Below are 23,640 nucleotides of genomic sequence, written 5' to 3'. Positions count from 1 at the left end.
TCGCCCGTATGTTGGACGCCAATCTTAAAGCTCAGTTGAAGTCATACCTGGAGCGGGTCACCCAGCCGATCGAGATCGTTGCCTCCCTCGACGACGGTGCGAAATCCCAGGAAATGCTTGCTCTTTTGCAGGACGTAACCAGCCTCACCACGCTGATTACCCTGAAAACCGATGGCAATGATGGGCGCAAGCCGTCGTTCTCCATCAACCGCCCGGGTGCCGATATCAGCCTGCGTTTTGCCGGCATCCCCATGGGTCATGAATTCACTTCGTTGGTGCTGGCCCTGCTGCAAGTCGGTGGCCACCCGTCGAAGGCCAGTGTCGAAGTGATTGAACAGATTCGCAGCCTTAAAGGTGAGTTCAACTTCGAGACTTACTTCTCGCTGTCCTGCCAGAACTGCCCGGACGTGGTCCAGGCGCTGAACCTGATGGCCGTGCTCAACCCCAACATCCGCCACGTGGCCATTGATGGCGCACTGTTCCAGGCGGAAGTCGACGAGCGCCAGGTCATGGCGGTGCCCAGCGTCTACCTCAACGGCGTGAACTTCGGCCAGGGCCGCATGGGGCTGGAAGAAATCCTCGCCAAGCTCGACACCAGCGGTATCGAAAAGGCCGCCGAGAAAATCAGCGCCAAGGACGCGTTCGATGTGCTGGTCGTCGGTGGTGGTCCGGCCGGTTCTGCCGCCGCGATCTACGCCGCGCGTAAAGGTATTCGTACCGGTGTGGCCGCCGAACGTTTTGGTGGGCAAGTACTGGACACCATGTCCATCGAGAACTTTATCTCGGTGCAGGAAACCGAAGGCCCGAAACTCGCCAGCGCCCTGGAAGCCCACGTGCGTCAGTACGACGTGGACATCATGAACCTGCAGCGCGCCAGCAGCCTGATCCCGGCGAAAAATCCCGGTGAGTTGCATGAAATTCGCTTTGAAAGCGGTGCGACCCTCAAGTCCAAGACTGTGGTCCTGGCCACCGGTGCCCGCTGGCGCGAAATGGGGGTGCCGGGCGAGCAGGAATACAAGGCCAAGGGTGTGTGCTTCTGCCCGCACTGCGATGGTCCGCTGTTCAAGGGCAAGCGCGTGGCAGTGATCGGTGGCGGTAACTCCGGCGTTGAAGCAGCCATCGACCTGGCCGGTATTGTCAGCCACGTGACCTTGCTGGAGTTCGACAGCAAGTTGCGCGCCGACGCCGTATTGCAGCGCAAGCTCTACAGCCTGCCGAACGTTGACGTGATCACCAGTGCGCTGACCAGTGAAGTCAAAGGTGATGGCCAGAAGGTTACTGGCCTGGCGTACAAAGACCGTGATACCGGCGAGTTCAAGACCGTCGACCTGGAAGGTATCTTTGTACAGATCGGCCTGTTGCCTAACACCGATTGGCTCAAGGGCACCGTGGAGCTGTCGCCCCGTGGCGAGATCATTGTCGATGCCCGTGGCGAGACCTCACTGCCCGGCGTGTTTGCCGCCGGTGACGTCACCACCGTGCCGTACAAGCAGATCGTGATTGCGGTGGGCGAGGGCGCCAAGGCTTCCCTGAGTGCTTTTGATTACCTGATCCGAGCGTAAGGCCCGATACTAAAAAACCCATGAGTGATCATGGGTTTTTTGTGGGTGTTGCTTTTGTGGGAGCTGGCCTGCGAGGCAGGCGACTCGGCGTGACCGTTACGCCACGGTGATACGCTCCTACAGGGGCAACAAACCGGTTTACAGCGGCGCTGGCTGAATGATCTCAACCCAGTACGCATCCGGATCCTTGATAAACGCCAGGCTTTTCATCCGCCCATCGGTCAGGCGCTTCTGGAAATCACAGCCCAAGGCTTCAAAGCGCTCGCAGGCCGCGACGATATCCGGCACCGAAATGCAGATATGGCCAAACCCGCGCGGGTCGGTGTTGCCATTGTGGTAGGCGAAGTCGGCATCGTTTTCGGTGCCGTGGTTGTGGGTCAGTTCCAGGATGCCCGGGATCGACTTCATCCACTGGGTGCGCGCGGCGGCATCGGCTGGAATCTGCGCCTTGTCGACCAGGGCGAGGAAGTACAGGCTGAATTCGGCTTCCGGGAAGTCGCGTTTTTCAACCAGAGAAAAGCCCAGGACGCGGGTATAGAAGTCCAGGGACTTAGTGATGTCCTTGACCCGCAGCATGGTGTGGTTGAACACGAAGTTCGAAGTGGCGGTGTCGGGTTGGGCGGTGACGCCCGGGAAGGTGTTCAATTCGTGCAGGCTCATGGGCCCTCCAGAAAAAATGGGGCAGACGCAGCTCGTGATTTGAGCGGTCCCTTGGCGTGCGGCAGATCCGTGTAGCCGGATCATGATACGCAAGCTGCACCGGCCGCGCCAAATGAAAAACGCACCCGGGCCTTGCGGCCATCCCCTGGGCGGGCTCAAACTTTGCGGCTTGAACTTCGAGTGTTTTTTGCAATGAGCCGATTGAACAAACCATTGTTGGCCGCCTTGTGGCTTGTCTTGGGCAGCACCGTTGCACTGGCGGCAGACCCCGAGATTCATTGGCCCAGCGGCTGGCAGGTGGAGGAGGTGGTGGCGGATGCCGATGCGCCAGCCACGCCGTCACCGGTGTCGCGCCAGCGCGCGATCAAGAACGATGAGAACGGCGAGACGCTGATGGTCATGGAGTTGACGGGTACGCCGATCGAGCCTGGGCATGTGGTCAATCTGCAAGGGGTGTTGCTGGAGATGCGCAAGTCCATCCAGAAGGACTTTGCCCGCAGTGGTTATCAAAGTGTCTGCAACAAGATTCACTCAAGCACCTTAAGTCATCTTGAGGCGCTGGAAACTACCTGCGTGATTACCGAGAACGGTCGGCATGTGCTCTCGCAAACACTGGTGGGTGCTGTCGATACGAATAAGGCCTATGTTTTTTCATATGCCGGGCAAGCCGCTGCCTATGAGTCGAGCAAGGAAGAAGTCAGCTCGGTACGTGCAAGCCTGAAACTTTGATCGGCGATGGCTAGATGCCTGACATGGCACATTGACAGAAAAACCCATAACTACAGGACTGCGGTGTACAGCGGCTGTTCGGCGAATGTCTTCGAAGTGGAGTGTATTTCAAAGTTCACTTTCGCACGCGGCAGCGTTTGAAATCGAGGCGCAAAAACAAAAAAGCCCCGCATCAGCGGGGCTTTTTATTAGTGCGCCTGTATTAGCCGCGCAGCCAGGAATCTACAGTGGCAGCGCCATACTGTTCTTTCCAGGCCTTCAAGCCGCGGTGGTTGCCGCCCTTGGTTTCAATCAGTTCACCCGTGTGCGGGTTGTGATACACCTTGACCACGCGTGCGCGGCGGGTTTTGGGGGCGGCTGCCACTTGGATCCCCGACTTGCCTGGGTTTGGATCAAGGATGGAGATGATGTCGCGCAGGCTCTTGCCGTAGGTTTTCATCAGCCCTTGAAGCTTTTCTTCAAATTCGATTTCTTTCTTCAGGCCAGCGTCGTTCTTCAGGGATTCCAGCTGGGCAAGCTGTTCTTGAAGGGCTTTTTCTGCGGCACGAAATTCGGCGAGTCTGGACAAAATATTTACTCCAATAGTGTATTTGGCTGATACCCACTGCAAACAAAGCTATAAGCCAAGAGCCTCAGCATGACTCGGTAAAAGTGGTTCTCCTGCCGATTCGGCGCAGGCAGGAAAAATTGTAGTAGTTAATGCGCCACGAGTAAATCACGTCTTTTGTATAAATAACAATTTTTCATCTGATGCTAGATGGATATTCAATCGCGCCGCAAAGATTTAATGAATGCGTCAAAAGGCTCCGGGCGACCAAACAGGTAGCCCTGCAAGAAGTCCACACCTTGCGCGGCCAGATAGTCACATTGCTCTTGGGTTTCCACGCCTTCGGCGACGATGCCTAAATCAAGCTTGCCGGATAACTCAATGATGCTGTCGAGTATATGCCGCGATAACGCATCGGCTCCGATCATGGCCACAAAGCTTTGATCAATCTTCAAGTAGTCAACATTGAAGTTACGCAAATAACCCAAGCTGGAGTGGCCGGTGCCGAAGTCATCAATGGCGATCATCACGCCCAGTTCGTGCAGGGCCTGGAACAGCTGGCGGGTGACCTCGGTGGGTTCGATCAGTTCGCGCTCGGTCAACTCCAGCGTCAACAGTACCTGGCCCGGCTTGAAGGCGGCGAGGAACTCCTGGCAGTCCTGCACCAACACCAGGTCCTGGCAATGCCGGGCGGTGATATTGATCCCCACATGGAAATTGCTGCCCAGGCGATCGGCATGGGGCGCCAGTTGTGTGGCGACCTGGCGCATCAAGGCGCGGGTCATGGGCACGATCAGCCCGGAGTGTTCGGCCAGGGGGATAAACAGGTCGGGGCGCACCAGGCCTTCCTTGGGGTGCTGCCAGCGCATCAGGACTTCACAGCCGGCCCATTGAAGGTTATCGCCACGAACCACCGGTTGGTAATACGGCACGAACTCATTGGCGCCCAACGCCCGCTGCAGTTCGTGGGTGGGGGCGGAGGAGCGTTTTTGCACCCAGTGCGCCAGCACGCCGGCCAGCACGCCGAAAAACACCAGCAGGCTGAACAGCGCCGGGTAGCGCGCTTCCATATACCGCCAGACTTCCCCTTCGGGCATGCCGGCTTCCACGCTGTACGCGTAGCGCTGGGAGGCGAGGTGCTGGTGGGCCACGGGAAACTCCGGCGGCGCACTGTTTTTGACTTTTCCGTCGCTGCCCAACCAATTGGGGCCGACCTGCAACACCAGGTCCGCGTAGCGGCTGATCAGGCGCAGGGCATTGGTCAGGTGGTAACCGTCAATCGAAGCAAACGCAGCCTGGTCGCCCTCCACCAGCCGGTACACCAACAGGGCGGTATCGGGGGTGACCGGGTTGCCATTCATCAGCCACAGGCGACCCTCGACGTAGTCGTCAGGATTGACCGCAGACACGTGGGTGTCACCAAACAGCGAGGTGCAATAAATGGACTTTTTCCACGACAAGGTGGTTGCGCGTACAAAGGGGCGCCGTGTGACTTGCTCGCGCAGCGCCAGTTGCACCGCGTTGTCACAGGCCTTGCCCGCCAGCGGCAGCAGTTCCTGGGCGGCACGGGCGGTGTTGTCGAGCATCAGGTCGAATTGGCGCACGGCCTCGGTCGCCGTCTGCGACGTGCTGTGCTCCAGGGTGCGTTTTGCCTGGAGGTGCAGGATGGCCACTCCCAGCAGAATCGGCAGCAGGCCGCACAGGACCGTGATCAAGGAGCGGGCGGCGCGCTTGCGCGGACCTTTGAGGGTAAGTGGCATTTACGCAGCCTGTAGCAAAGTGAGGGAAGGGCCTGGTAGCGGCTACAGGCAGTACGTCTGAAGTAACAATGATAGTTGGTCTATGGCATTAGCAAAGCGTAGACCTAACGACTTGGCTAGTTGTGCGTGTTTTTTAATCTTGCCAAACTTTGCAACATATTTTGACGAGAAAAAATTGTTTGGTCTATTGCGTTGTTGCTTGGATCAGTGCCTGTCAGAAAAAACTTCAGTCTCGTGAAGAGGCTGCCATTCAAGAACCAACAGTTTTGGTGCATTGAGCTCGAACTCGGCGGGCGGGCTTGTGCCTGCGCGTCGTCTGACCGGGGCTCGCCTTAACCCTTAGGAACACGTGTATGAAAAACCATGTCCTGGCGATTGCCTTGCTGCTTGCTTGCGGGCTTGCCGTACCGTTGGCCACTGCCGCCGATGGCACCATCACCCTGACCGGAGAAATCACCGGCACCACCTGCACGATCAGTGGCGGGACCGGTGGTTTCGCGGGCTCCGGTGCGAACTTTCCGGTGGTCCTGGACAAAGTGCAAGCCAGCGCCCTGTCGACGGAGGGGGCAACCGCCAGCGCCAAGCCATTCTTTATTTATGTGGGCGGCGGCGCCAGTTGTGCGGATGCGACCAAGGTGGCTGTGTTGTATGAAAGCACCAGCCCGGCGATCAATCCGGCCACCGGCAACTTGCGCAACATGGCCCCCAAAACCGCTGCCGCCAAAGTAGAGGTGCAAATTCTCGACGGCGCCACCCAGAAGCCGATGGACTTGCGTACCGGCCATGCTTCGAGCACGGCTACGGTTACCGGCGGCCTGGCAACCTTGCCCTTTGCGGCACGTTACATCGCCACGGGCGGGGCGGCGGGGGTAGGGCTGGTGACTACGGCGGTGCAGTACTCGGTGATCTTTCCCTGATCGCCCGATAGACCGAGGGCCCGGGCCATGGGTTGCGTAGCACGCCTGCACGTAGCGCTCTGCCTGTGCCTGGTCTTCGGGCAGGCACAGGCCGGGGTGATCATCAGTGGCACCCGGCAGATTTACCCTGAGCCGCGCAGGGAAATCACCGTGCAGGTGAGCAACGATGACGCACATGCCGCGCGCCTGGTGCAGGTGTGGCTGGATGGCGGTGATGCACGGCTGACTGCCGAGCACAGTGAGGTGCCGTTCACCCTCAGCCCGCCGGTGTTTCGCCTGGATCCGGGCAAGAGCCAGGCCATACGCCTGGCGTATACCCAGGAACCGCTGCCCAGGGACAGGGAATCGCTATTCTGGCTCAACGTGCTGGAGGTGCCGCCCGCGACCCGCCAGCCGGAAGCATTCGCGGCTGCAGAGCGCCAGAACCAGTTGCGTTTCGCCTTTCGCATTCGCACCAAGGTGTTTTTCCGGCCCCAGGGCTTGTCGGGTAGCCCCGAGGATGCGCCGGGGCAACTGATCTGGACGCTGCACACCGGCAAACCGGCGGTCCTGCGTGTCTTCAACCCGTCGCCTTTCCATGTGACGTTCCATGACGTCGCGTTGGTTGTGGGCGGGCAGGTGGTCCCCAGCGATCAGCAGGGCATGGTTGCCCCCCACGCCAGCCTGGATCTTGCCCTGCCACCCCTGATGCAACCCGCGCCCGTTGATCCTGCCGGGCATCTATCTGGGCAATAAACCCCTTGCGCCCGCCTGGGCATAGGGATTTGATAAGGAATACGGACAAAGCTGTTTACGCTGTGTAGAATCGGTTTACGCATACAAGAATAAGCGCCTGTTTCCATGCAGGCCTCGTCCGTCAGAGACGCCCGTAAGAGAATGACTCAACCATGAAGCTACTCGGGTTCCAACTCATCTACGGTGACTTCCTCGCCCGCAGCGTGCGGGGCATTTCCTGTGCGCCACCTGCTCACCTCATCCTTGCTGGCAATTAATTTACTTAATTCTAAAAAAGATGATGAGGCGCCAAATCATGGCAGATCTATACGAAAACCCAATGGGCCTGATGGGCTTTGAATTTATCGAATTCGCATCGCCGACTCCGGGCACCCTGGAGCCGATCTTCGAGATCATGGGCTTCACCAAGGTGGCAACCCACCGCTCGAAAAACGTGCACCTGTACCGCCAGGGCGCGATCAACCTGATCCTCAACAACGAACCCCACAGCATCGCTTCGTACTTTGCCGCCGAGCACGGTCCGTCGGTGTGTGGCATGGCGTTCCGCGTCAAGGATTCGCAACAGGCCTATACCCGTGCCCTGGAGCTGGGTGCCCAGCCGATCCATATCGAAACCGGCCCGATGGAACTGAACCTACCGGCCATCAAGGGCATCGGCGGCTCGCCGCTGTACCTGATCGACCGTTTCGGTGAAGGCAACTCGATCTACGATATCGACTTCGTGTTTATCGAAGGCGTGGACCGCAACCCAGTGGGCGCCGGCTTGAAGGTCATCGACCACCTGACCCACAACGTCTATCGCGGGCGTATGGTCTATTGGGCCAACTTCTACGAGAAGCTGTTCAACTTCCGCGAAGCGCGCTACTTCGACATCAAGGGCGAATACACCGGCCTGACCTCCAAGGCCATGAGCGCCCCGGATGGCATGATCCGCATCCCGTTGAACGAAGAGTCGTCCAAAGGCGCCGGCCAGATCGAAGAGTTCCTGATGCAGTTCAACGGCGAGGGCATCCAGCACGTGGCCTTCCTCACCGACGACCTGATCAAGACCTGGGACGCGTTGAAGAAGATCGGCATGCGCTTCATGACCGCGCCGCCGGACACCTACTACGAGATGCTCGAAGGCCGCCTGCCAAACCACGGCGAACCGGTGGAGCAGTTGCAGTCGCGGGGTATCTTGCTGGACGGTTCGTCCGTGGCCGGCGACAAGCGCCTGCTGTTGCAGATATTCTCGGAAACCCTGATGGGCCCGGTGTTCTTCGAATTCATCCAGCGCAAGGGTGATGACGGTTTCGGCGAAGGTAACTTCAAGGCCCTGTTCGAGTCGATCGAGCGTGACCAGGTTCGTCGTGGTGTGTTGACCACCGACTGATCCTAGCCCCCTGTAGGAGCCGGCTTGCCGGCTCCTACACCTTTCCCGTTCAAGCCCGGCGCTGACGCACCAGATGCTTGAACCCTTCGAACACCAGCACCATCACCGCCAGCCAGATCGGGATATAGGTCAGCCATTCACCCGGCCCGATGCTTTCCCCCAGCAGCAACGCCACCCCCAGCAACAGCACCGGTTCCACATAGCTGAGCAGGCCGAACAGGCTGAACGCCAACAGGCGGCTGGCGATGATGTAGCACACCAGCGCCGAAGCACTGATCAGCCCGAGCATCGGGATCAATCCATACAGCCCTTTGTGTGCATCCAGCACGGCGAAGCCCTGTTCGCCACTTTGGACAAACCACAAGGCCACCGGCAGCATCAGCGCCATATCCAGCCACAGGCCGCCCAACTGATCGGTGCCCAGGCGTTTGCGCAGCACGAAGTAGATCGGGTAACCGATGATCACCAGCAGCGTCGCCCAGGAAAAACCACCCACCTGGTACAACTCGTTAAGCACGCCAATCGCCGCAAACACCACTGCGATCAGCTGCAGCCGCGAGAGTTTTTCGCCATACACCAGGCGCCCGGTCAGGACCATGGTCAGCGGTAGCAGGAAGTAGCCCAGGGACACATCCAGGCTGCGGCCATTGAGCGGCGCCCACATAAACAGCCACAGTTGCACCCCCAGCAGCACCGACGACAGCACAATCCCACCGATCAGCCGTGGCTTGCCCGCAAGCAATCGCAGCAATTGCCACACCTGACGCCACTCGCCGCTGACCACCATAAATACCGTCATGCACGGCACGGTCAGCAGCATGCGCCAGCCGAAAATTTCCAGGCCACTCAAGGGGGCAAGCAGTGATGTGAAGTAATACATCACGGCAAACAACACCGAGGCCGCTACCGATAAAACAACGCCTTTAGACACGCAGTCCTCGCCAAACCGATTCAAACAAAAGAGGGGGGGAATTTCAGGTGGGAATATATTGCTTTTGAGGTGAGACGTTTGCTCTGTTTTACGGCATCTTATGGGAAATTTTCTCACCTCCAAGGTTCGCCAGCATGCCCGTCAGCCCCCAGCCGCCCCTGGATGATTTCGACCGCGCGATTCTCAAGCACCTGCAACGCGACAACACCACCGCGCTGCGGGTGATTGGCGAACAGGTCAACCTGTCGACCGCCGCCGTGCAGCGGCGCATCAAGCGCATGGAGCAGAGCGGGGCGATCAGCGCGAATACGGCGGTGGTCAATCAGGATGCAGTAGGCAAGCCGATCACGATCCTGGTGGAGGTGCACGCCGAACGCACCCACATCGAGGACCTCGATGTGCTCAAGGTGCAGATGTCGATCCCCGAGGTGCAGCAGTGCTATTACGTCACCGGCGATGCGGACTTTATGCTGGTGATTGTGGTGGAGACCATGAAGGCCTACGAAACCCTGGCCCGCACGCTGTTCTACGAGAACCGCAATATCAAATGGTTTCGCAGCATTGTGGTAATGGACCGGGTCAAGGTCAGCCTGGATGTGCCGCTGGGCTGATGTGGGAGCAGGCAAGCCAGCTCCCACAGGGGCTCAGGGGCGGTGGATGCGCCCGGAAACAAAATGCCCAACATCATTGAACCCCGGTGTCGACGCATGCCCCGGCGTCACCAGTGAGTCAATAAACGCCTCATCCTCAGCACTGATCTTCACATCGAGCGCCCCGGTGTAGGCATCCCACTGCGCCTCGGTGCGCGGCCCGACAATCGCCGAGCTGACGGCCTGGTTGTTCAAAACCCAGGCAATCGCAAACTCGACAATCCCCACGCCACGGCCTTGGGTGTATTGCTGGATCTGCTGGGCAATGCGCAGCGATTCCACGCGCCATTCGGTTTCCAGGATGCGTTTGTCCTGGCGCGCAGCGCGGCTGCCGGCTTCGGGGCTGATATCCGGCGCGTACTTGCCACTGAGCACCCCGCGGGCCAGCGGGCTGTAGGGCACCACGCCCAGGCCATAGGCGGCTGCGGCGGTGATCTGCTCCACCTCGGCCTGGCGGTTGACGATGTTGTACAGCGGCTGGCTGATGATCGGCCGGTCGACCCCCAGGCGTTCGGCCACGCGCACCACTTCGGCGATGCGCCAGCCGCGGTAGTTGGACAGCCCCCAGTAACGGACCTTGCCCTGGCGGATCAGGTCGCCGATCGCCGAAATCGTGACGTCCAGTGGGGTGTCGTGGTCTTCGCGGTGCAGGTAGTAGATGTCCAGGTAGTCGGTGTCGAGCCGGGTGAGGCTGGCTTCCAGCGCGTTGAAAATGCGCTTGCGGTTCAGGCCGCTGCGGTTGGGCAGGCCATCCGGCGGGCCGAAGCCGACTTTGGAGGCGACGACCCAATCGGCGCGATGGCGGCTGATGGCTTCACCGACGATTTCCTCGGAGCGCCCGCCGGTGTAGACGTCGGCGCTGTCGATAAAGTTGATGCCCTGATCCCAGGCCTTGTCGATGATACGCAGCGAGTCTTCGGTGTTGGTCTGTTCGCCAAACATCATGGTGCCCAGGGTCAAGGCGCTGACCTTGAGCCCTGACTGGCCCAGTGTGCGGTAAATCATGGTGAACTCCTCAAAAGCGCAGACGGTTGCTATGCAATACCAGAGAGCAAGGCTCTAGAACAAGCCCGACGTGGGTGGCTCGGTGCCTACCACCGCGTTGGCCACAGCGTTTTTGTGCCGTGTTCCGCTTATTCGGCGAGCAGTTCGCCAGCGCGCGCCTGCAAGAAGCGATGCAGCACTTTGACCCGCTCCGACACTTGCAGGCGATGGGGGCACATCAGGTTGAAGGGCGTGGGCTCGCCTTGCCATTCGCCGAACAACGGCACCAGGCGTCCGGCCTTGATATCGCCGGCTACATCCAGGTTGGCCTTGTAGGCAATACCGTGGCCGGCCAGGGCCCAGCGCCGCACGATTTCCCCGTCATCACTGAGGTAGTCGCCGCCCACTTCGACCTCTTCCAGCAACGTGCCCTGGCGAAAATACCAAGTGCTGTTGGCCCGGCCCTGGCGCATGTAGCGCAGGGTGCTGTGCTGCGTCAGCTCGGCCGGTACCTGGGGTGTGCCGTGGCGTGCCAGGTACGCCGGGCTGGCGCAGGCGATACGGCGGTGATCGGCGACCACCGGCAGCGCCACCAGGCTGGAATCCCTTGGCACGCCAAAGCGCAGGGCGATGTCCACGGTTTCGCGGAACAGGTCGGCGTTGCTGTCGTTAAGCAGCAATTGCAGGCGGATATTCGGGTGTTCGCGCTTGAACTGGTCCAGCCAACCGAGCAGTACATTGCGTCCGAAATCCGAGGGCGCGGACAGTTGCAGCAAGCCGCTGAGGCTCTGGCCGTGTTGCTTGATCGCCTGTTCTCCCTCAGCCAGTGCTTCCAGGGCCACCCGCACGCTGTCCAGGTAGCGCCGGCCTTCTTCGGTGAGGCGCATGCTGCGGGTGGAGCGGGCCAGCAAGCGCATGCCCAGGCGAGTTTCCAAGCGTTTGAGGGCAATGCTGGCGGCGGCCGGGGTCAGGCTAAGGCTGCGAGCGGCCGCCGAGAGGCTGCCACTGTCGGCGGTGCGCACAAACACTTCCAGGTCGAGGATTGAGCTCATTTGTAAAAATCCTTTAAAGATCCTGTCGTTTTACTGGGATTTTTCCACGATTGCCAAGCTGGGAAGATGAACACTCATTTTTTCAGGACGAGGCAGTTCCCATGACATCTCCCCTCAAGGGCCAAACCGTGGTGGTGATTGGCGGTAGCAGCGGCATTGGTGCCGAAGTCGCCCGACAGGCGGCATCCCGTGGCGCGCACGTGGTACTGGCCGGGCGCCGCCTGTCGTCGACGGTCGACAATGGCGTGCGCAGCGAGCCGGTGGACGTCACCGACAGCGCCGCCCTGCAGCGCCTGTTCGAAGCGGTGGGGCGTTTTGATCACTTGGTCTTCACCTCGGGCCCGGCGGTACAGGCCAAGCACCTGCAGGACACCGACCTGCAACTGGCCCAGGACAACTTCAATGTGAAGCTCTGGGGCGCCTTGCGCGCAATACAGCAGGCGCTGCCTTTTCTCGACGAGCGCGGCAGCATCGTCCTCACCTCGGGGCAGCTCGGGCGCAAGCTGGTGCCGGGGCAATTTATCAAGGTCGGCATCAATGCCGCGACCGAAGCGTTGGGCAAGCAGTTGGCCAAGGAACTGGCGCCACGGCGGGTCAACGTGGTCAGCCCAGGGGTGATCGACACGCCGGCATACGCGGGGATGCCTGAGGAACAGCGTCAGGGCATGTTCGCCAAGGCGGGTGGGGCGTTGCCAGTAGGGCGTGTGGGGCAGGCGGAGGAGGTGGCGGCGGGTTATTTGATGGCCATGGAAAATGGTTTTATGACCGGCAGCGTGATCGACATCGACGGCGGCGGTTTGCTGTAAACACCGAACCCAATGTGGGAGCGGGCTTGCCCGCGATGGCGGCGTGTCAGTCAATATATAGGACTGATCCACCGCTATCGCGGGCAAGCCCGCTCCCACATTTTTTGTGCCGTGTCAGGCCTTCAGGGTACGGGTCATGCGCAACGCCAGCACACTACCCGCGACGATCACCGCCGCCAGCAGGTACAGCGCCAGGTCGGTGGAACCGGTGGCGTCTTTCACAAACCCCACCACATACGGGCTCAAGAAGCCCGCCATCTGGCCCATGGAGTTGATCAAAGCCAGGCCGCCCGCGGCCGCGCCGGCGCTGAGCATGGCGGTAGGCACCGGCCAGAACATCGGCAGGCCGGTGAGGGCGCCCATGGTGGCGATGGTCAGGCCGAGAATCGCAATGGCTGGGGTGGTGGCGAAGTTCACCGCGATGATCAGGCCCACAGCGCCCATCAGCATCGGCACCACCAGGTGCCAGCGGCGCTCTTTGCGCAGGTCGGCGGAGCGGCCCACCAGCAACATGAACACCGCCGCCAGCAGATAAGGGATCGCACTCAGCCAGCCGATCACCAGGTTATCGCTAAAGCCCATGTTCTTGATGATCGACGGCAGCCAGAAGTTGATGGCGTACACGCCGCTCTGGATGCAGAAGTAGATCAGGCCGAACGCCCAGATCGCCGGGTTCTTGAATACTTCCAGCAGCGAATCAGTGGTGGTCTTGGGCTTGTTGGCCAGGTCGGTGGCCTGGTCGGCCTCGAGCACTGCGCGCTCATGGGCGGTCAGCCATTTGGCGTTGGCGAAGCTGTCGCTGAGCAGGAAGTAGGCGAGGGCGCCGAGGATGACCGTTGGAACACCTTGCAGCAGGAACATCCACTGCCAGCCCGCGAGGCCACCCTGGCCCGCCGCGAAGTGGTTGAGGATCCAGCCGGAGAATGGGCTGCCGAGCAGGCCGGACACCGGGATTGCCGACATGAATAGGGCCATGATCCGCCCACGGCGGAAGGTCGGGAACCACTGCGAGAGGTACAGCACCACGCCCGGGAAAAAGCCCGCTTCAGCGGCACCGGTAAACAGGCGCAAGGTGTAGAAGTGCGTCGGTGTGGTCACAAACAGCAGGCAGGTGGACAGGGTGCCCCAGGTGATCATCATCAGCGCAATCCAGCGCCGTGGACCGAACTTGGTCAACGCCAGGTTGCTCGGCACGCCGCACAGCACGTAGCCGATAAAGAAGATCCCGGCCCCGAGGCCGTACACGGTCTCGTTGAACTTCAAGGCGTCGAGCATCTGCAACTTGGCGAAGCCGACGTTGACGCGGTCCAGGTAGTTGAACAGGTAGCAGATGAAAATGAAGGGGATCAAGCGCAGGGTGATGCGCTTGTAGACGGCGTTTTTGTCGTCATCGTTGGCCAGGGTAGCGGCGGCGCTCTGTGACATGGCGTTCTCTCTTTATTATGATTTTTCGCGATGCGCGGGTAACGTTGATCGCCCCAAGAGTCTCGGTCACGGGACGGTGCCATGTCTTTGTGCCCCCGCACAGCGATCCATCCATTGCGCTGTGCCTTTGAACAATCGCGTAATGCAGCGCTTTCAAGGAATTTAGCCCCATGTTCGAACTCGATCATGACTTGGCGCAGGATATCGTCAATCGCACGATGGCCATTTTGCCCTATAACGTCAACGTCATGGACAGCCAGGGCCTGATCCTCGGCAGCGGCGAACCGGAGCGCATCAACACCCGCCATGAAGGCGCGCAGTTGGTCCTGGCCAACGGCCGCGTGGTGGAAATCGATAGCCAGACCGCCAAGCACCTCAAGGGTGTGGCGCCGGGGATCAACCTGCCGCTGCTGCATGATCAGCGCCTGATCGGCGTGCTGGGCATCAGTGGTGAACCGCAGTTGCTGCGCACCTATGCCGAACTGGTGCGCATGACCGCCGAGATGCTGGTCAGCCAGCGCCATCAACAGGCGGAGCAGCAATGGCGACGTCAACGTTGTGATGATCTTCTGGCGTTGCTGCTGGCCGACAGCGGCGAATCGCCGCGCCTGGTGGATGAGGCCCAGCAACTGGGGCTCAAGCCGCAGTTGCCGCGCACTCCCTATCTGTTTGAACTGGGCCCGGGGCAGACCGCCGAAGCCCTGGCAGCCTGGCTGGCCTCCCGATACCCGGACAGTTGGTGTGTCAGCTCTGCAGAGTTTTCGTTGCTATGGTGCCGCCCGGCGGCGGTGCCGATGGACAACCCGCGCCTGCTGGAAAAACTCGAGGCCTCGGGCTGGAACATCCTGCGGGTCGCCGTGGGTGGCCAGGCCGATGGGTTGGCAGGCTTGCGCCGCTGTTATCGGCGGGTGGCGGACTTGCTCGCCTATGGCCGCGACGTACTGCCCCAGTCACGCCTGCTGACCCTCAACCGCTATCGATTGCCGGTGATGCTCTGGCGCCATCGCAACGACGACGCCCTCGACGAACTGCTCAACCCGTTACGCAAGGTCCTGGCCAAGGACGCCAACGGCCAACTGCAGGCGACGCTGCGCAGTTGGTGCGAACACGACGGGCAAAGCCAAGCGTGCGCCGACGCCCTGGGCATCCACCGCAACAGCCTGCGCTACCGCATGGAGCGCATTGCCGAATTGAGCGGTGTCGATCCCCTGACCTTGGATGGCATGCTCGCGCTGTACCTGGGGGTGCAACTGCTGCCGCAAACCGTGTAGGAGGTGCTTTTGTAGAAATGAACAACAAACCCCAGCCACGCTTGTGCATTGGACAGGCGTCATTGCCGGTGCCAACTGGCAGCATGGGCGTCATAAAAACCGGAGAAAGCCCATGAAAGTCATCATCGCCCCCGACTCGTTCAAGGACAGCCTGAGTGCCGAAGGCGTGGCCAAGGCCATTGCCCAAGGGTTGGCTCAAGTCTGGCCGGATGCCGAACTGATCCAGTGCCCGATGGCGGACGGTGGTGAAGGCACGGTGGAGTCGGTGCTCGCGGCCTGCCACGGGCAATTGCGCAGTTGTATCGTGCAAGGCCCGTTGGGCGGCACCGTTGAGGCGCACTGGGGCTGGTTGGCTGAAAGTGCCACGGCAATCATCGAAATGGCCGAAGCCAGCGGCCTGCAACGGGTCCCGCCGGGGCAGCGTGATGCCTGCTCCAGCAGCACCTTCGGTACGGGTGAGCTGGTCCGCGCCGCCCTGGACGCCGGGGCCCAGCGGATCATCCTGGCGATCGGCGGCAGCGCCACCAATGACGGCGGCGCCGGAGCCATGCAGGCCCTGGGCGTGCAACTGCTCGACGCCCAAGGCACACCCCTTGCGCGCGGCGGCCTGGCCCTGGCGCAGCTGGCGCGGATCAAGCTTGAGCAGTTGGACCCGCGCCTGGCCCAGGTGCGTTTCGACATCGCCGCCGACGTCAACAACCCCCTGTGCGGCCCCCACGGCGCCTCAGCGATTTTCGGCCCGCAAAAAGGCGCCAACCCACACCAAGTCGAGCAATTGGACCAGGCCCTCGGACACTTTGCCGACCACTGCGCCGAGGTGCTGCCCCGAGACGTGCGCGACGAGCCGGGCAGCGGCGCGGCCGGTGGTCTGGGCTTTGCCGCCAAGGCCTTCCTCGGCGCGCAGTTTCGCCCGGGTGTGGAGGTGGTCGCCGAACTGGTGGGCCTGAAACACGCCGTGCGCGGCGCCGACCTGGTGATCACCGGCGAAGGCCGCTTCGACGCCCAGACCCTGCGCGGCAAAACCCCGTTTGGCGTGGCGCGGGTGGCCAAGCTGCACGGTGTTCCGGTGATCGTGATCGCCGGCACGCTGGGCGAGGGCTACGAGCAGATGTACGCCCATGGCGTCGACGCCGCGTTTGCTTTGCCTGGCGGGCCGATGAGCCTGGAGCAGGCCTGTAGCGAAGCACCGCGGTTGCTGCGTGAGCGGGCGGCGGATATTGCGCGGGTGTGGCGCTTGGGCGCGCAACGTAGCCGCGGATGACAGCGCTTGCTGTCGCCGCCTACACTGCTCGGCCACTTGTCTTTCAAAGGATGAAACACAATGCCTACACCTGATTCCACGATCGTGATCCAGCGCTTTGCCGAAAGCCATCTCGAAGGCATGCGTGCGCTCTACAACGACCCGGCCGTGTGCCGTCAGGTGCTGCAGATGCCATTCCAGTCGCTGGAGGTGTGGCGCAAGCGCCTGGCCGATACCAATGAGCGACTGCTCAGGCTGGTGGCGGTGCAGGCGGGCGAGGTCATTGGTAACTGCACCCTGGAGCAATATGCGCGCAGTCGGCAAAGCCATGTCGGTGGCATCGGCATGGGGGTGGCCGTGGCCTGGCAGGGCAAGGGCGTGGGCAGCCAACTGCTGGGCGCGGCGCTGGAGGTGGCCGACAACTGGATGAACCTGCACCGGGTGGAACTGACGGTGTATGTCGACAACGAGCCGGCCCAGGCGTTGTACCGCAAATTCGGTTTCGAGACTGAAGGCCGGCTGCGCGATTACGCCGTGCGTGACGGCGTATTTGTCGACGCCCTGAGCATGGCCCGCCTGCGTCAGACCGCCTGATCGCCCAGGGCAAACGCCACCGCAGCCTGTGCATGCAGCTCGGTGGTGTCGAGCAACGGCAGGTGGCTGTGCTCGGGTTTGATCAGCAGGCCAATTTCGGTACACCCCAGGATAATCGCCTGGGCACCACGGGCTGCAAGGTTGGCAATGGCCTGCTGGTAAACCTGGCGTGAGGCTTCGCTGATCACCCCGACGCACAACTCTTCATAAATGATCCGGTGCACGGCGTGGCGTTCTGCTGCGTCGGGCACCAGCACGTTCAAGCCCTGGGTTGCCAGGCGTGCCTTGAGAAAATCCTGTTCCATGGTAAACGCGGTACCCAGCAGGCCGACGGTCAGGGTATCGGCCTTGACCGCCGCTGCGCCGGCCGCATCGGCAATATGCAGAAACGGCAGCGATACGGCGGCTTCGATCTGCGGCGCCAGCAGATGCATGGTGTTGGTACACAGCACGATGCAGTCGGCGCCACCGGCTTGCAGGCGGCGCGCGGCGTCTTGCAGGATCAGCGCCGCGTCATCCCAGCGCCCGGCGTGCTGGGCCTGTTCCACCGGGCCGAAGTCGACGCTGTACAGCAGGATTTGTGCCGAGCGCAGCGGCCCCAACCGGTCGCGTACCTGCTGGTTGATGATCCGGTAATACTCGGCGCTGGACTCCCAGCTCATGCCGCCGATTAGGCCGATGGTGCGCATGCAAAGCTCCTCAAGCGAATAGGCGAAAGCCACACCTTACCCAACCAGTGAGCGTTAGTCATACGCGGCGCTGCTGCATCTGCCATGATCGTTGTTTGCAGTCCCCGAGGAACACCGCAATGGACGATGTACAGCAATTGGGCGAGATGCTTCGTCACTACGCCGACAGCGAAGCGCACAAGCGCCAGCAGTTCGAGGTGCAGTCAGCCCGCTGGACCCAGAAAATCACTGAGCTGTACGGCGAGATCGAGCAGTGGTTGGCGCCGGTCAAGCGTGATGGTTTGCTGGAGGTGCAGCGTGAGGCTTATGTGGCGTCTGGCCCAAGCGTGCCGGTGGAGACGTCGACCTTCAAGACCGAGAAACTGACCATTCATATTGCAGGCAAACCGGTGGAGTTTGTGCCGGATGTGATGGGGGGGGGTGGGTTGATTTCGTTGTCGGTCATGGGGCTGACTGCTGCTCGCTACGGCAGTATTTCGCTGGTGTTGTTGCCGGGGAATGATGATTGGCTGTGGAAGAAAACCAATGGCCTGAAAGACCCGGACACGTTCACCTTTGATGCCAATTTTCTGGCCTTGCAGTTGCAGAGCCTGATTCCGCGCGAACGGGGCTGATCCCCGGGCAAATGTGGGAGCGGGCTTGCCCGCGGTAGCGGGGTGTCAGGCAAGTATTCCTAACCTGATATACCGCCATCGCGGCATGAGTATTTAAACCACTCTTTTCTGGGTTTGTGTACATATCCGTTGCTGCGGTCACGGCGGCTATTGGTTCCGCTCTTACAGCGGGTCACTTTTGGAAAAGAGCCCCAAAAGTAACCAAAAGGGCTCTTGCCCCACCACTCGGCACCTCGCCCAGGCTCGGTGTGCCCGTCATCCGACATTGATTTGGGGGGTAACCCGGCGTCCTGCCGGGTTACCCCCCAAATCAATATCGGATGACGGCCAGCGTGGTTTAACGGGGCGTCTAAGATCAAAATCACAAGCAAAGCGAGGCGGCCTGACAGCCGACCTGATCGTCGAAGCGTGCGCATATACCTGTGGGAGCTGGCTTGTCGGATCGCCGCATCGCTGCGATGGCGCCGGCACTGCTAGCCTTTATGTTGTCTGACACACCGCTATCGCAGCCTCGCAGGGCGAGACAGCTCCCACAGGGGAATGGAGCTTCGCGCCCCGGCTTTGGCATTGCTGTTGCTGTTGCTCTGCTGTTGCTCTGCTTTTGATCTGGCTTTTGATCTTGATCTTAGGTGCCCCGTTAAACCACGATGGCCGCAGGCAGGTATTGCGCAGTGGGCACCCCGGCATGGATGCCGGGGTAGCCGCGACACGGCCATGGATGGCCGATCGCGGCGGGCCCACGGAGCAATGCCTGACTGCGGGCATGCCGAGCCTAGGCGAGGCACCGAGTGGTGGGGCAAGAGCCCTTTTGGTTACTTTTGGGGCTCTTTTCCAAAAGTGACCCGCTGTAAGAGCGGAACCAATAGCCGCCGTGACCGCAGCAACGGATATGTACTCATTCCCAATAACCAAAAAAGAGCGAGCTGTGTAGACACCTATGGCCATCGCGGGCAAGCCCGCTCCCACACAAGCCCGCTCCCACAAAAAGCCCAACACCGAGCTTTAGAGCTCTACATTACCCCAGCCCGGCTTGGCCTCTTCAGGCGCCACCGCCTTGACCTGCTTGCCCGTCGCCAGCTCCACCCGCCGCGCCACTTCCGGGTCGTCGGCAAACGGTATCAGGCTCGCCTCATCCAGCTCGGTTCCCGATTGCCCGCGCAGGCAGTACTCCACGGCGCCATACAGGCAGATCACCGCCGCCAGGTTGAAAATGACCTCCCACATCAGGCGATCTGCGCATCACTGTGCGCCACCTTCAAGTCAGCCACCCGTACGGTACGCCAGGTGTTGTAGGCCATCAGCAGCATGCCGCCCAGGAAGAACACCCCACCGGCAAACCGCACCACAAACCCCGGGTGGCTGGCCTGCAAGGCCTCGACGAACGAGTAGGTGAGGGTGCCGTCGTCGTTGACCGCCCGCCACATCAGGCCCTGGGTGATGCCATTGACCCACATCGAGGCGATGTACAGCACGGTGCCGATGGTTGCCAGCCAGAAATGCAGGTTGATCAGCGGCACGCTGTACATCTGCTCGCGGCCGAAGATTTTCGGGATCATGTGGTACAGCGAGCCAAAGGTGATCATCGCCACCCAGCCCAGGGCACCCGCGTGGACGTGGCCGATGGTCCAGTCGGTGTAGTGGGACAGTGCGTTGACCGTCTTGATCGCCATCATCGGCCCCTCAAAGGTCGACATGCCGTAGAACGCCAACGACAACACCAGAAACCGCAGGATCGGGTCGGTGCGCAATTTATGCCAGGCACCCGACAGGGTCATCATGCCGTTGATCATCCCGCCCCAGCTGGGCGCCAGCAGGATCAGTGACATGGCCATGCCTAACGACTGCGCCCAGTCTGGCAGCGCGGTGTAGTGCAGGTGGTGGGGGCCGGCCCAAATGTACAGGGTGATCAGCGCCCAGAAGTGCACGATGGACAGGCGATAGGAATACACCGGCCGCCCGACTTGCTTGGGCACGAAGTAATACATCATCCCCAGGAACCCGGTGGTCAGGAAGAACCCTACCGCGTTATGCCCGTACCACCACTGCACCATGGCGTCGGTGGCGCCGGAATACACCGGGTAGGACTTGAACCAGTCCACCGGGATGGAAAGGTGGTTGACCACGTGCAGCATAGCGATCACCACGATAAACGCGCCGAAAAACCAGTTGCCGACGTAGATGTGCTGGGTCTTGCGTTGTACCACGGTGGTGAAGAACACGATGGCGTAGGCCACCCACACCACAGTCATCCACACCGCGCCGGAGAATTCGATCTCGGCGTATTCCTTGGTGGTGGTGTAGCCCAGGGGCAGGGTGATCAGCATGATCACGATCACCGATTGCCAACCCCAGAACGTAAAGGCGGCGAGCCAGTCGCTGTACAGGCGCACCTGGCAGGTACGTTGGACCGCGTAGTAGCTGGCGGCAAATTGCGCGCTGCCGGCAAAGCCGAAAATCACCAGGCTGGTGTGCAGCGGCCTTAACCGGCCGAACGTGGTCCAGGGCAGGTCCAGGTTCATATCCGGCCATACCAGTTGCGAGGCGATCCACACGCCCATGGCCATGCCGATAACGCCCCAAACCACGGTGGCGATGACGAATTGACGGACAACCTTATAGTTATAGGCCTGCCCGGTTGATGCTGTGCTCATGGTCAGTCTTCCACGGTTTCAAGTCCCGGGCACTGTAGGAAATCCATGAAAAACAAAACAGGCTCAGAAAAACTACATTAATACGGATCAGAATATATCCCTTAAAACATGGGGTATTCCGTGGCTGATATGGTTTTTTAGTTTTTAGCTGAATCTGTGACGTCTTGAGCTGTAGGTGCATAGTCGCCCCCATAGAAACCGCTGCCGTCGAGCGCGGTCAGCCATGATGAGGTAGCGAGATGTATCGGTACGATGAGTACGACCGGGCTCTGGTCTTCGAGCGTGTGGCGCAGTTTCGTGATCAGGTCGAACGGTTTGTCGCTGGCGACTTGAGCGAAGAGGAATTCCTGCCGCTGCGCCTGCAAAACGGCCTGTACCTGCAAAAGCATGCCTATATGCTGCGGGTGGCGATTCCCTACGGCACCCTCGGTGCGCAGCAGTTGCGCACCCTGGCGAGCATTGCCCGGGATTACGACCGCGGCTACGGCCACTTCACCACGCGCCAGAACATGCAGTTCAACTGGATCGAGTTGCAGCAGGTCCCCGACATCCTCCAGCGCCTGGCCGAAGTCGACATGCATGCGATTCAGACCTCGGGCAACTGCGTGCGCAACATCACCACCGAAGCCTTTGCCGGGGTGGCCGCCGACGAACTGCTGGACCCTCGCCCGCTCGCAGAGATCCTGCGGCAATGGTCGACCATCAACCCCGAATTCCTGTTTTTGCCGCGCAAGTTCAAGATCGCCATCTGCTCGGCGCGCCAGGACCGGGCGGCGATCATGATGCATGACATCGGCCTTTATCTATATCAGGACGCCGACGGCCAGATGCTGTTGCGCGTGCTGGTGGGCGGTGGCCTCGGGCGCACGCCGATCCTCGGCTTGCAGATTCGCGATGGCTTGCCCTGGCAGCATCTGCTGTCGTATGTCGAAGCGGTCCTGCGCGTGTACAACCGCCATGGCCGGCGGGATAACAAATACAAGGCGCGGATCAAGATCCTGGTCAAGGCCCTGGGTATCGAGGCGTTTTCCCGGGAAGTGGAGGAGGAGTGGCAGCACCTGCGCGATGGCCCGGCGCAATTAACCGAGGATGAGTACCAGCGCGTGGCCTCGGCCTTTGTACCACCGGACTATCAGGCCCTGCCCGATACCGACCTGGACTTTGGCACGCACATGGCCGACAGCCCGGCGTTCGCGCGCTGGGTGACACGCAATGTGCAGCCCCACAAAGTACCCGGCTATAGCAGTGTGGTGCTGTCCACCAAGCCGGGGATCGCCGCGCCGCCGGGCGACGTGAGTGCCGCGCAGATGGACGCCGTGGCGCAGTGGGCCGAACAGTTCGGCTTCGGTGAAATCCGCATCGCCCATGAACAGAACATCGTGCTGCCGGATGTGCCCAAGGCGCAGTTGCATGCCTTGTGGACCCTGGCCTGCGAGCAGGGCCTGGGCAGCGCCAATGTCGGCTTGCTGACCGATATCATCGCCTGCCCGGGCGGCGATTTCTGTGCCCTGGCCAACGCCAAGTCGATCCCTATCGCCCAGGCGATCCAGCAGCGCTTCGACAACCTCGACTACCTGCATGACCTGGGCGATATCAGCCTGAATATCTCCGGCTGCATCAATGCCTGTGGGCATCACCATATCGGCAATATCGGCATCCTGGGGGTCGATAAAAATGGCAGCGAGTGGTACCAGATCACCCTGGGCGGTGCCCAGGGCAAGGCCAGCGCGCTGGGCAAGGTGATTGGCCCATCGTTCAGTGCGGCACAAATCCCGGATGTGATCTCCCGCCTGATCGCCACCTACGTCCGCTACCGGGAGAGTGACGAGCCCTTTATCGACACCGTGCAACGCATCGGCCTGGAGCCGTTCAAGGAGCGGGTGTATGGCAGCGTGGTGCAACCGGCATGAACAATCTGTTGAGCCTGGAACAGGGCGTGGCGCGCATCAAGCACGATGACCCCTGGACCCTGGTGCGCGATGCACAAGTGCCGCTGCCCGAGGGTGCACTGATTCTGCCGCTGGCCCTGTGGCTGAGCCGGCGCATTGCGCCAGACCCGCCACAGGACGCGGTGTGGCTCGGCCCGGATGATGAAGTGGAACACCTGCAGCCGTGGCTGGATGTGCTGCCGCTGATTGCCCTGGACTTCCCCAGCTTTCGCGATGGCCGAGCCTACAGCCAGGCCTACCTGCTGCGCACCCGCCTGGGCTGGCAGGGTGAGTTGCGGGCGGTGGGGGATGTGCTGCGCGACCAGCTCAGCCATATGCGCCAGTGTGGCTTCGATGGGTTCGCCGTGCGCGAGGACAAGTCGGCCGCTGACGCGCTCAAGGGCCTGGCGGGCATGAGTGTGAGCTATGGCCGCTCGGTGATTGAGCCGCGGCCGCTGTTTCGGCGGCGCTGACGTTAAGCAGGAGCGCCCAACTGCGGGGCAAATCGAAGCTGCGAAATAAC

At 61.1% G+C, this 23,640-nt stretch carries 23 protein-coding genes; 13 read left to right on the top strand and 10 right to left on the bottom strand.

Translation table 11 applies throughout. The features are described from left to right. Positions 1-8 precede the first annotated feature (8 nt). Positions 9-1,562, top strand: coding sequence for an alkyl hydroperoxide reductase subunit F (ahpF, locus tag PSFL_RS04475; RefSeq protein WP_397469753.1), 1,554 nt, complete (start codon positions 9-11; stop codon positions 1,560-1,562). Positions 1,563-1,700: 138 nt separating this feature from the next. Here the strand turns inward: ahpF and gloA are convergent, their stop codons facing one another. Further along, entirely contained in the window at positions 1,701-2,222 is a 522-nt protein-coding gene (gene gloA, locus PSFL_RS04470; protein WP_057440061.1) for a lactoylglutathione lyase, read from the bottom strand. 192 nt (positions 2,223-2,414) lie between these two features. Between gloA and PSFL_RS04465 the strand changes: the two genes are divergently transcribed. Next, complete coding sequence (locus tag PSFL_RS04465) at positions 2,415-2,951, top strand: DUF4946 domain-containing protein (RefSeq protein ID WP_120732894.1); 537 nt, start codon at positions 2,415-2,417, stop codon at positions 2,949-2,951. A 202-nt stretch (positions 2,952-3,153) separates the two neighbouring features. Here PSFL_RS04465 and PSFL_RS04460 read toward each other — a convergent pair whose 3' ends face one another. Both PSFL_RS04460 and PSFL_RS04455 read right to left on the bottom strand, forming a co-directional pair. Beyond that, complete coding sequence (locus PSFL_RS04460; RefSeq protein WP_029294664.1) at positions 3,154-3,519, bottom strand: histone-like nucleoid-structuring protein, MvaT/MvaU family; 366 nt, start codon at positions 3,517-3,519, stop codon at positions 3,154-3,156. Positions 3,520-3,716: 197 nt separating this feature from the next. After that, positions 3,717-5,258 carry an EAL domain-containing protein gene (locus PSFL_RS04455; RefSeq protein ID WP_120732897.1) on the bottom strand — a complete coding sequence of 514 codons (1,542 nt, stop codon included), beginning with the start codon at positions 5,256-5,258 and terminating at the stop codon, positions 3,717-3,719. A 353-nt stretch (positions 5,259-5,611) separates the two neighbouring features. On the opposite strand from PSFL_RS04455, the gene PSFL_RS04450 reads away from it, so the two are divergent. From PSFL_RS04450 to hppD, 3 genes are all read left to right on the top strand, one after another. Next, positions 5,612-6,175, top strand: a complete 564-nt coding sequence (locus tag PSFL_RS04450) for a fimbrial protein (protein ID WP_169960838.1) — start codon at positions 5,612-5,614, stop codon at positions 6,173-6,175. Between the two features lie 27 nt (positions 6,176-6,202). After that, a complete protein-coding gene (locus PSFL_RS04445; RefSeq protein WP_397469752.1) occupies positions 6,203-6,910 on the top strand; it encodes a molecular chaperone in 708 nt (235 codons plus the stop codon). A gap of 295 nt (positions 6,911-7,205) precedes the next feature. Beyond that, positions 7,206-8,282, top strand: a complete 1,077-nt coding sequence (hppD, locus tag PSFL_RS04440; RefSeq protein WP_057440066.1) for a 4-hydroxyphenylpyruvate dioxygenase — start codon at positions 7,206-7,208, stop codon at positions 8,280-8,282. 49 nt (positions 8,283-8,331) lie between these two features. On the opposite strand, the gene rarD is transcribed toward hppD, so the two are convergent. Then, positions 8,332-9,213, bottom strand: a complete 882-nt coding sequence (gene rarD, locus PSFL_RS04435; RefSeq protein ID WP_057440120.1) for an EamA family transporter RarD — start codon at positions 9,211-9,213, stop codon at positions 8,332-8,334. Between the two features lie 134 nt (positions 9,214-9,347). Here rarD and PSFL_RS04430 point away from each other — a divergent pair, with 134 nt between their 5' ends. Next, positions 9,348-9,824: an Lrp/AsnC family transcriptional regulator gene (locus tag PSFL_RS04430; RefSeq protein ID WP_120732899.1), complete on the top strand. Its 477-nt coding sequence runs from the start codon at positions 9,348-9,350 to the stop codon at positions 9,822-9,824. A 33-nt stretch (positions 9,825-9,857) separates the two neighbouring features. Here PSFL_RS04430 and PSFL_RS04425 read toward each other — a convergent pair whose 3' ends face one another. Beyond that, positions 9,858-10,868, bottom strand: a complete 1,011-nt coding sequence (locus PSFL_RS04425; RefSeq protein ID WP_169960835.1) for an aldo/keto reductase — start codon at positions 10,866-10,868, stop codon at positions 9,858-9,860. Positions 10,869-10,996: 128 nt separating this feature from the next. Next, positions 10,997-11,899 (bottom strand): LysR family transcriptional regulator, encoded by a 903-nt coding sequence (locus PSFL_RS04420; RefSeq protein WP_120732901.1) that lies wholly within the window; start codon positions 11,897-11,899, stop codon positions 10,997-10,999. Positions 11,900-12,000: 101 nt separating this feature from the next. Here PSFL_RS04420 and PSFL_RS04415 point away from each other — a divergent pair, with 101 nt between their 5' ends. Beyond that, positions 12,001-12,705, top strand: coding sequence for an SDR family oxidoreductase (locus PSFL_RS04415; RefSeq protein WP_169990260.1), 705 nt, complete (start codon positions 12,001-12,003; stop codon positions 12,703-12,705). Between the two features lie 114 nt (positions 12,706-12,819). Here the strand turns inward: PSFL_RS04415 and PSFL_RS04410 are convergent, their stop codons facing one another. Further along, complete coding sequence (locus PSFL_RS04410) at positions 12,820-14,130, bottom strand: MFS transporter (protein WP_397469751.1); 1,311 nt, start codon at positions 14,128-14,130, stop codon at positions 12,820-12,822. 170 nt (positions 14,131-14,300) lie between these two features. Here PSFL_RS04410 and PSFL_RS04405 point away from each other — a divergent pair, with 170 nt between their 5' ends. From PSFL_RS04405 to PSFL_RS04395, 3 genes are all read left to right on the top strand, one after another. After that, positions 14,301-15,401, top strand: a complete 1,101-nt coding sequence (locus PSFL_RS04405; protein ID WP_120732906.1) for a sugar diacid recognition domain-containing protein — start codon at positions 14,301-14,303, stop codon at positions 15,399-15,401. Positions 15,402-15,513: 112 nt separating this feature from the next. Further along, positions 15,514-16,662 (top strand): glycerate kinase, encoded by a 1,149-nt coding sequence (locus tag PSFL_RS04400; RefSeq protein ID WP_397469750.1) that lies wholly within the window; start codon positions 15,514-15,516, stop codon positions 16,660-16,662. Positions 16,663-16,722: 60 nt separating this feature from the next. Continuing rightward, on the top strand, positions 16,723-17,235 hold the full coding sequence (locus PSFL_RS04395; protein WP_057440072.1) for a GNAT family N-acetyltransferase: 513 nt from the start codon (positions 16,723-16,725) through the stop codon (positions 17,233-17,235). Here PSFL_RS04395 and PSFL_RS04390 read toward each other — a convergent pair. After that, positions 17,223-17,924, bottom strand: a complete 702-nt coding sequence (locus tag PSFL_RS04390) for an aspartate/glutamate racemase family protein (RefSeq protein ID WP_057440073.1) — start codon at positions 17,922-17,924, stop codon at positions 17,223-17,225. The genes PSFL_RS04395 and PSFL_RS04390 overlap by 13 nt on opposite strands. A gap of 119 nt (positions 17,925-18,043) precedes the next feature. On the opposite strand from PSFL_RS04390, the gene PSFL_RS04385 reads away from it, so the two are divergent. Beyond that, on the top strand, positions 18,044-18,538 hold the full coding sequence (locus tag PSFL_RS04385; RefSeq protein ID WP_397469749.1) for a hypothetical protein: 495 nt from the start codon (positions 18,044-18,046) through the stop codon (positions 18,536-18,538). A gap of 1,002 nt (positions 18,539-19,540) precedes the next feature. Here the strand turns inward: PSFL_RS04385 and PSFL_RS04380 are convergent. Both PSFL_RS04380 and ccoN read right to left on the bottom strand, forming a co-directional pair. Next, entirely contained in the window at positions 19,541-19,762 is a 222-nt protein-coding gene (locus PSFL_RS04380; RefSeq protein WP_115128136.1) for a cbb3-type cytochrome c oxidase subunit 3, read from the bottom strand. After that, positions 19,762-21,189, bottom strand: coding sequence for a cytochrome-c oxidase, cbb3-type subunit I (ccoN, locus tag PSFL_RS04375; protein WP_057959768.1), 1,428 nt, complete (start codon positions 21,187-21,189; stop codon positions 19,762-19,764). The genes PSFL_RS04380 and ccoN overlap by 1 nt, the downstream gene beginning before the upstream one ends. 239 nt (positions 21,190-21,428) lie before the next feature. Here ccoN and PSFL_RS04370 point away from each other — a divergent pair, with 239 nt between their 5' ends. Both PSFL_RS04370 and PSFL_RS04365 read left to right on the top strand, forming a co-directional pair. After that, positions 21,429-23,099: a nitrite/sulfite reductase gene (locus PSFL_RS04370; protein WP_057440076.1), complete on the top strand. Its 1,671-nt coding sequence runs from the start codon at positions 21,429-21,431 to the stop codon at positions 23,097-23,099. Then, a complete protein-coding gene (locus PSFL_RS04365) occupies positions 23,096-23,590 on the top strand; it encodes a DUF934 domain-containing protein (protein WP_057440077.1) in 495 nt (164 codons plus the stop codon). The genes PSFL_RS04370 and PSFL_RS04365 overlap by 4 nt, the downstream gene beginning before the upstream one ends. The last annotated feature ends 50 nt before the right edge of the window (positions 23,591-23,640 follow it).

It is taken from the genome of Pseudomonas sp. DD1, assembly GCF_044510355.1.
GTDB classification, from domain to species: domain Bacteria; phylum Pseudomonadota; class Gammaproteobacteria; order Pseudomonadales; family Pseudomonadaceae; genus Aquipseudomonas; species Aquipseudomonas shahriarae.
This window is presented reverse-complemented; position numbering and strand designations above follow the sequence as displayed.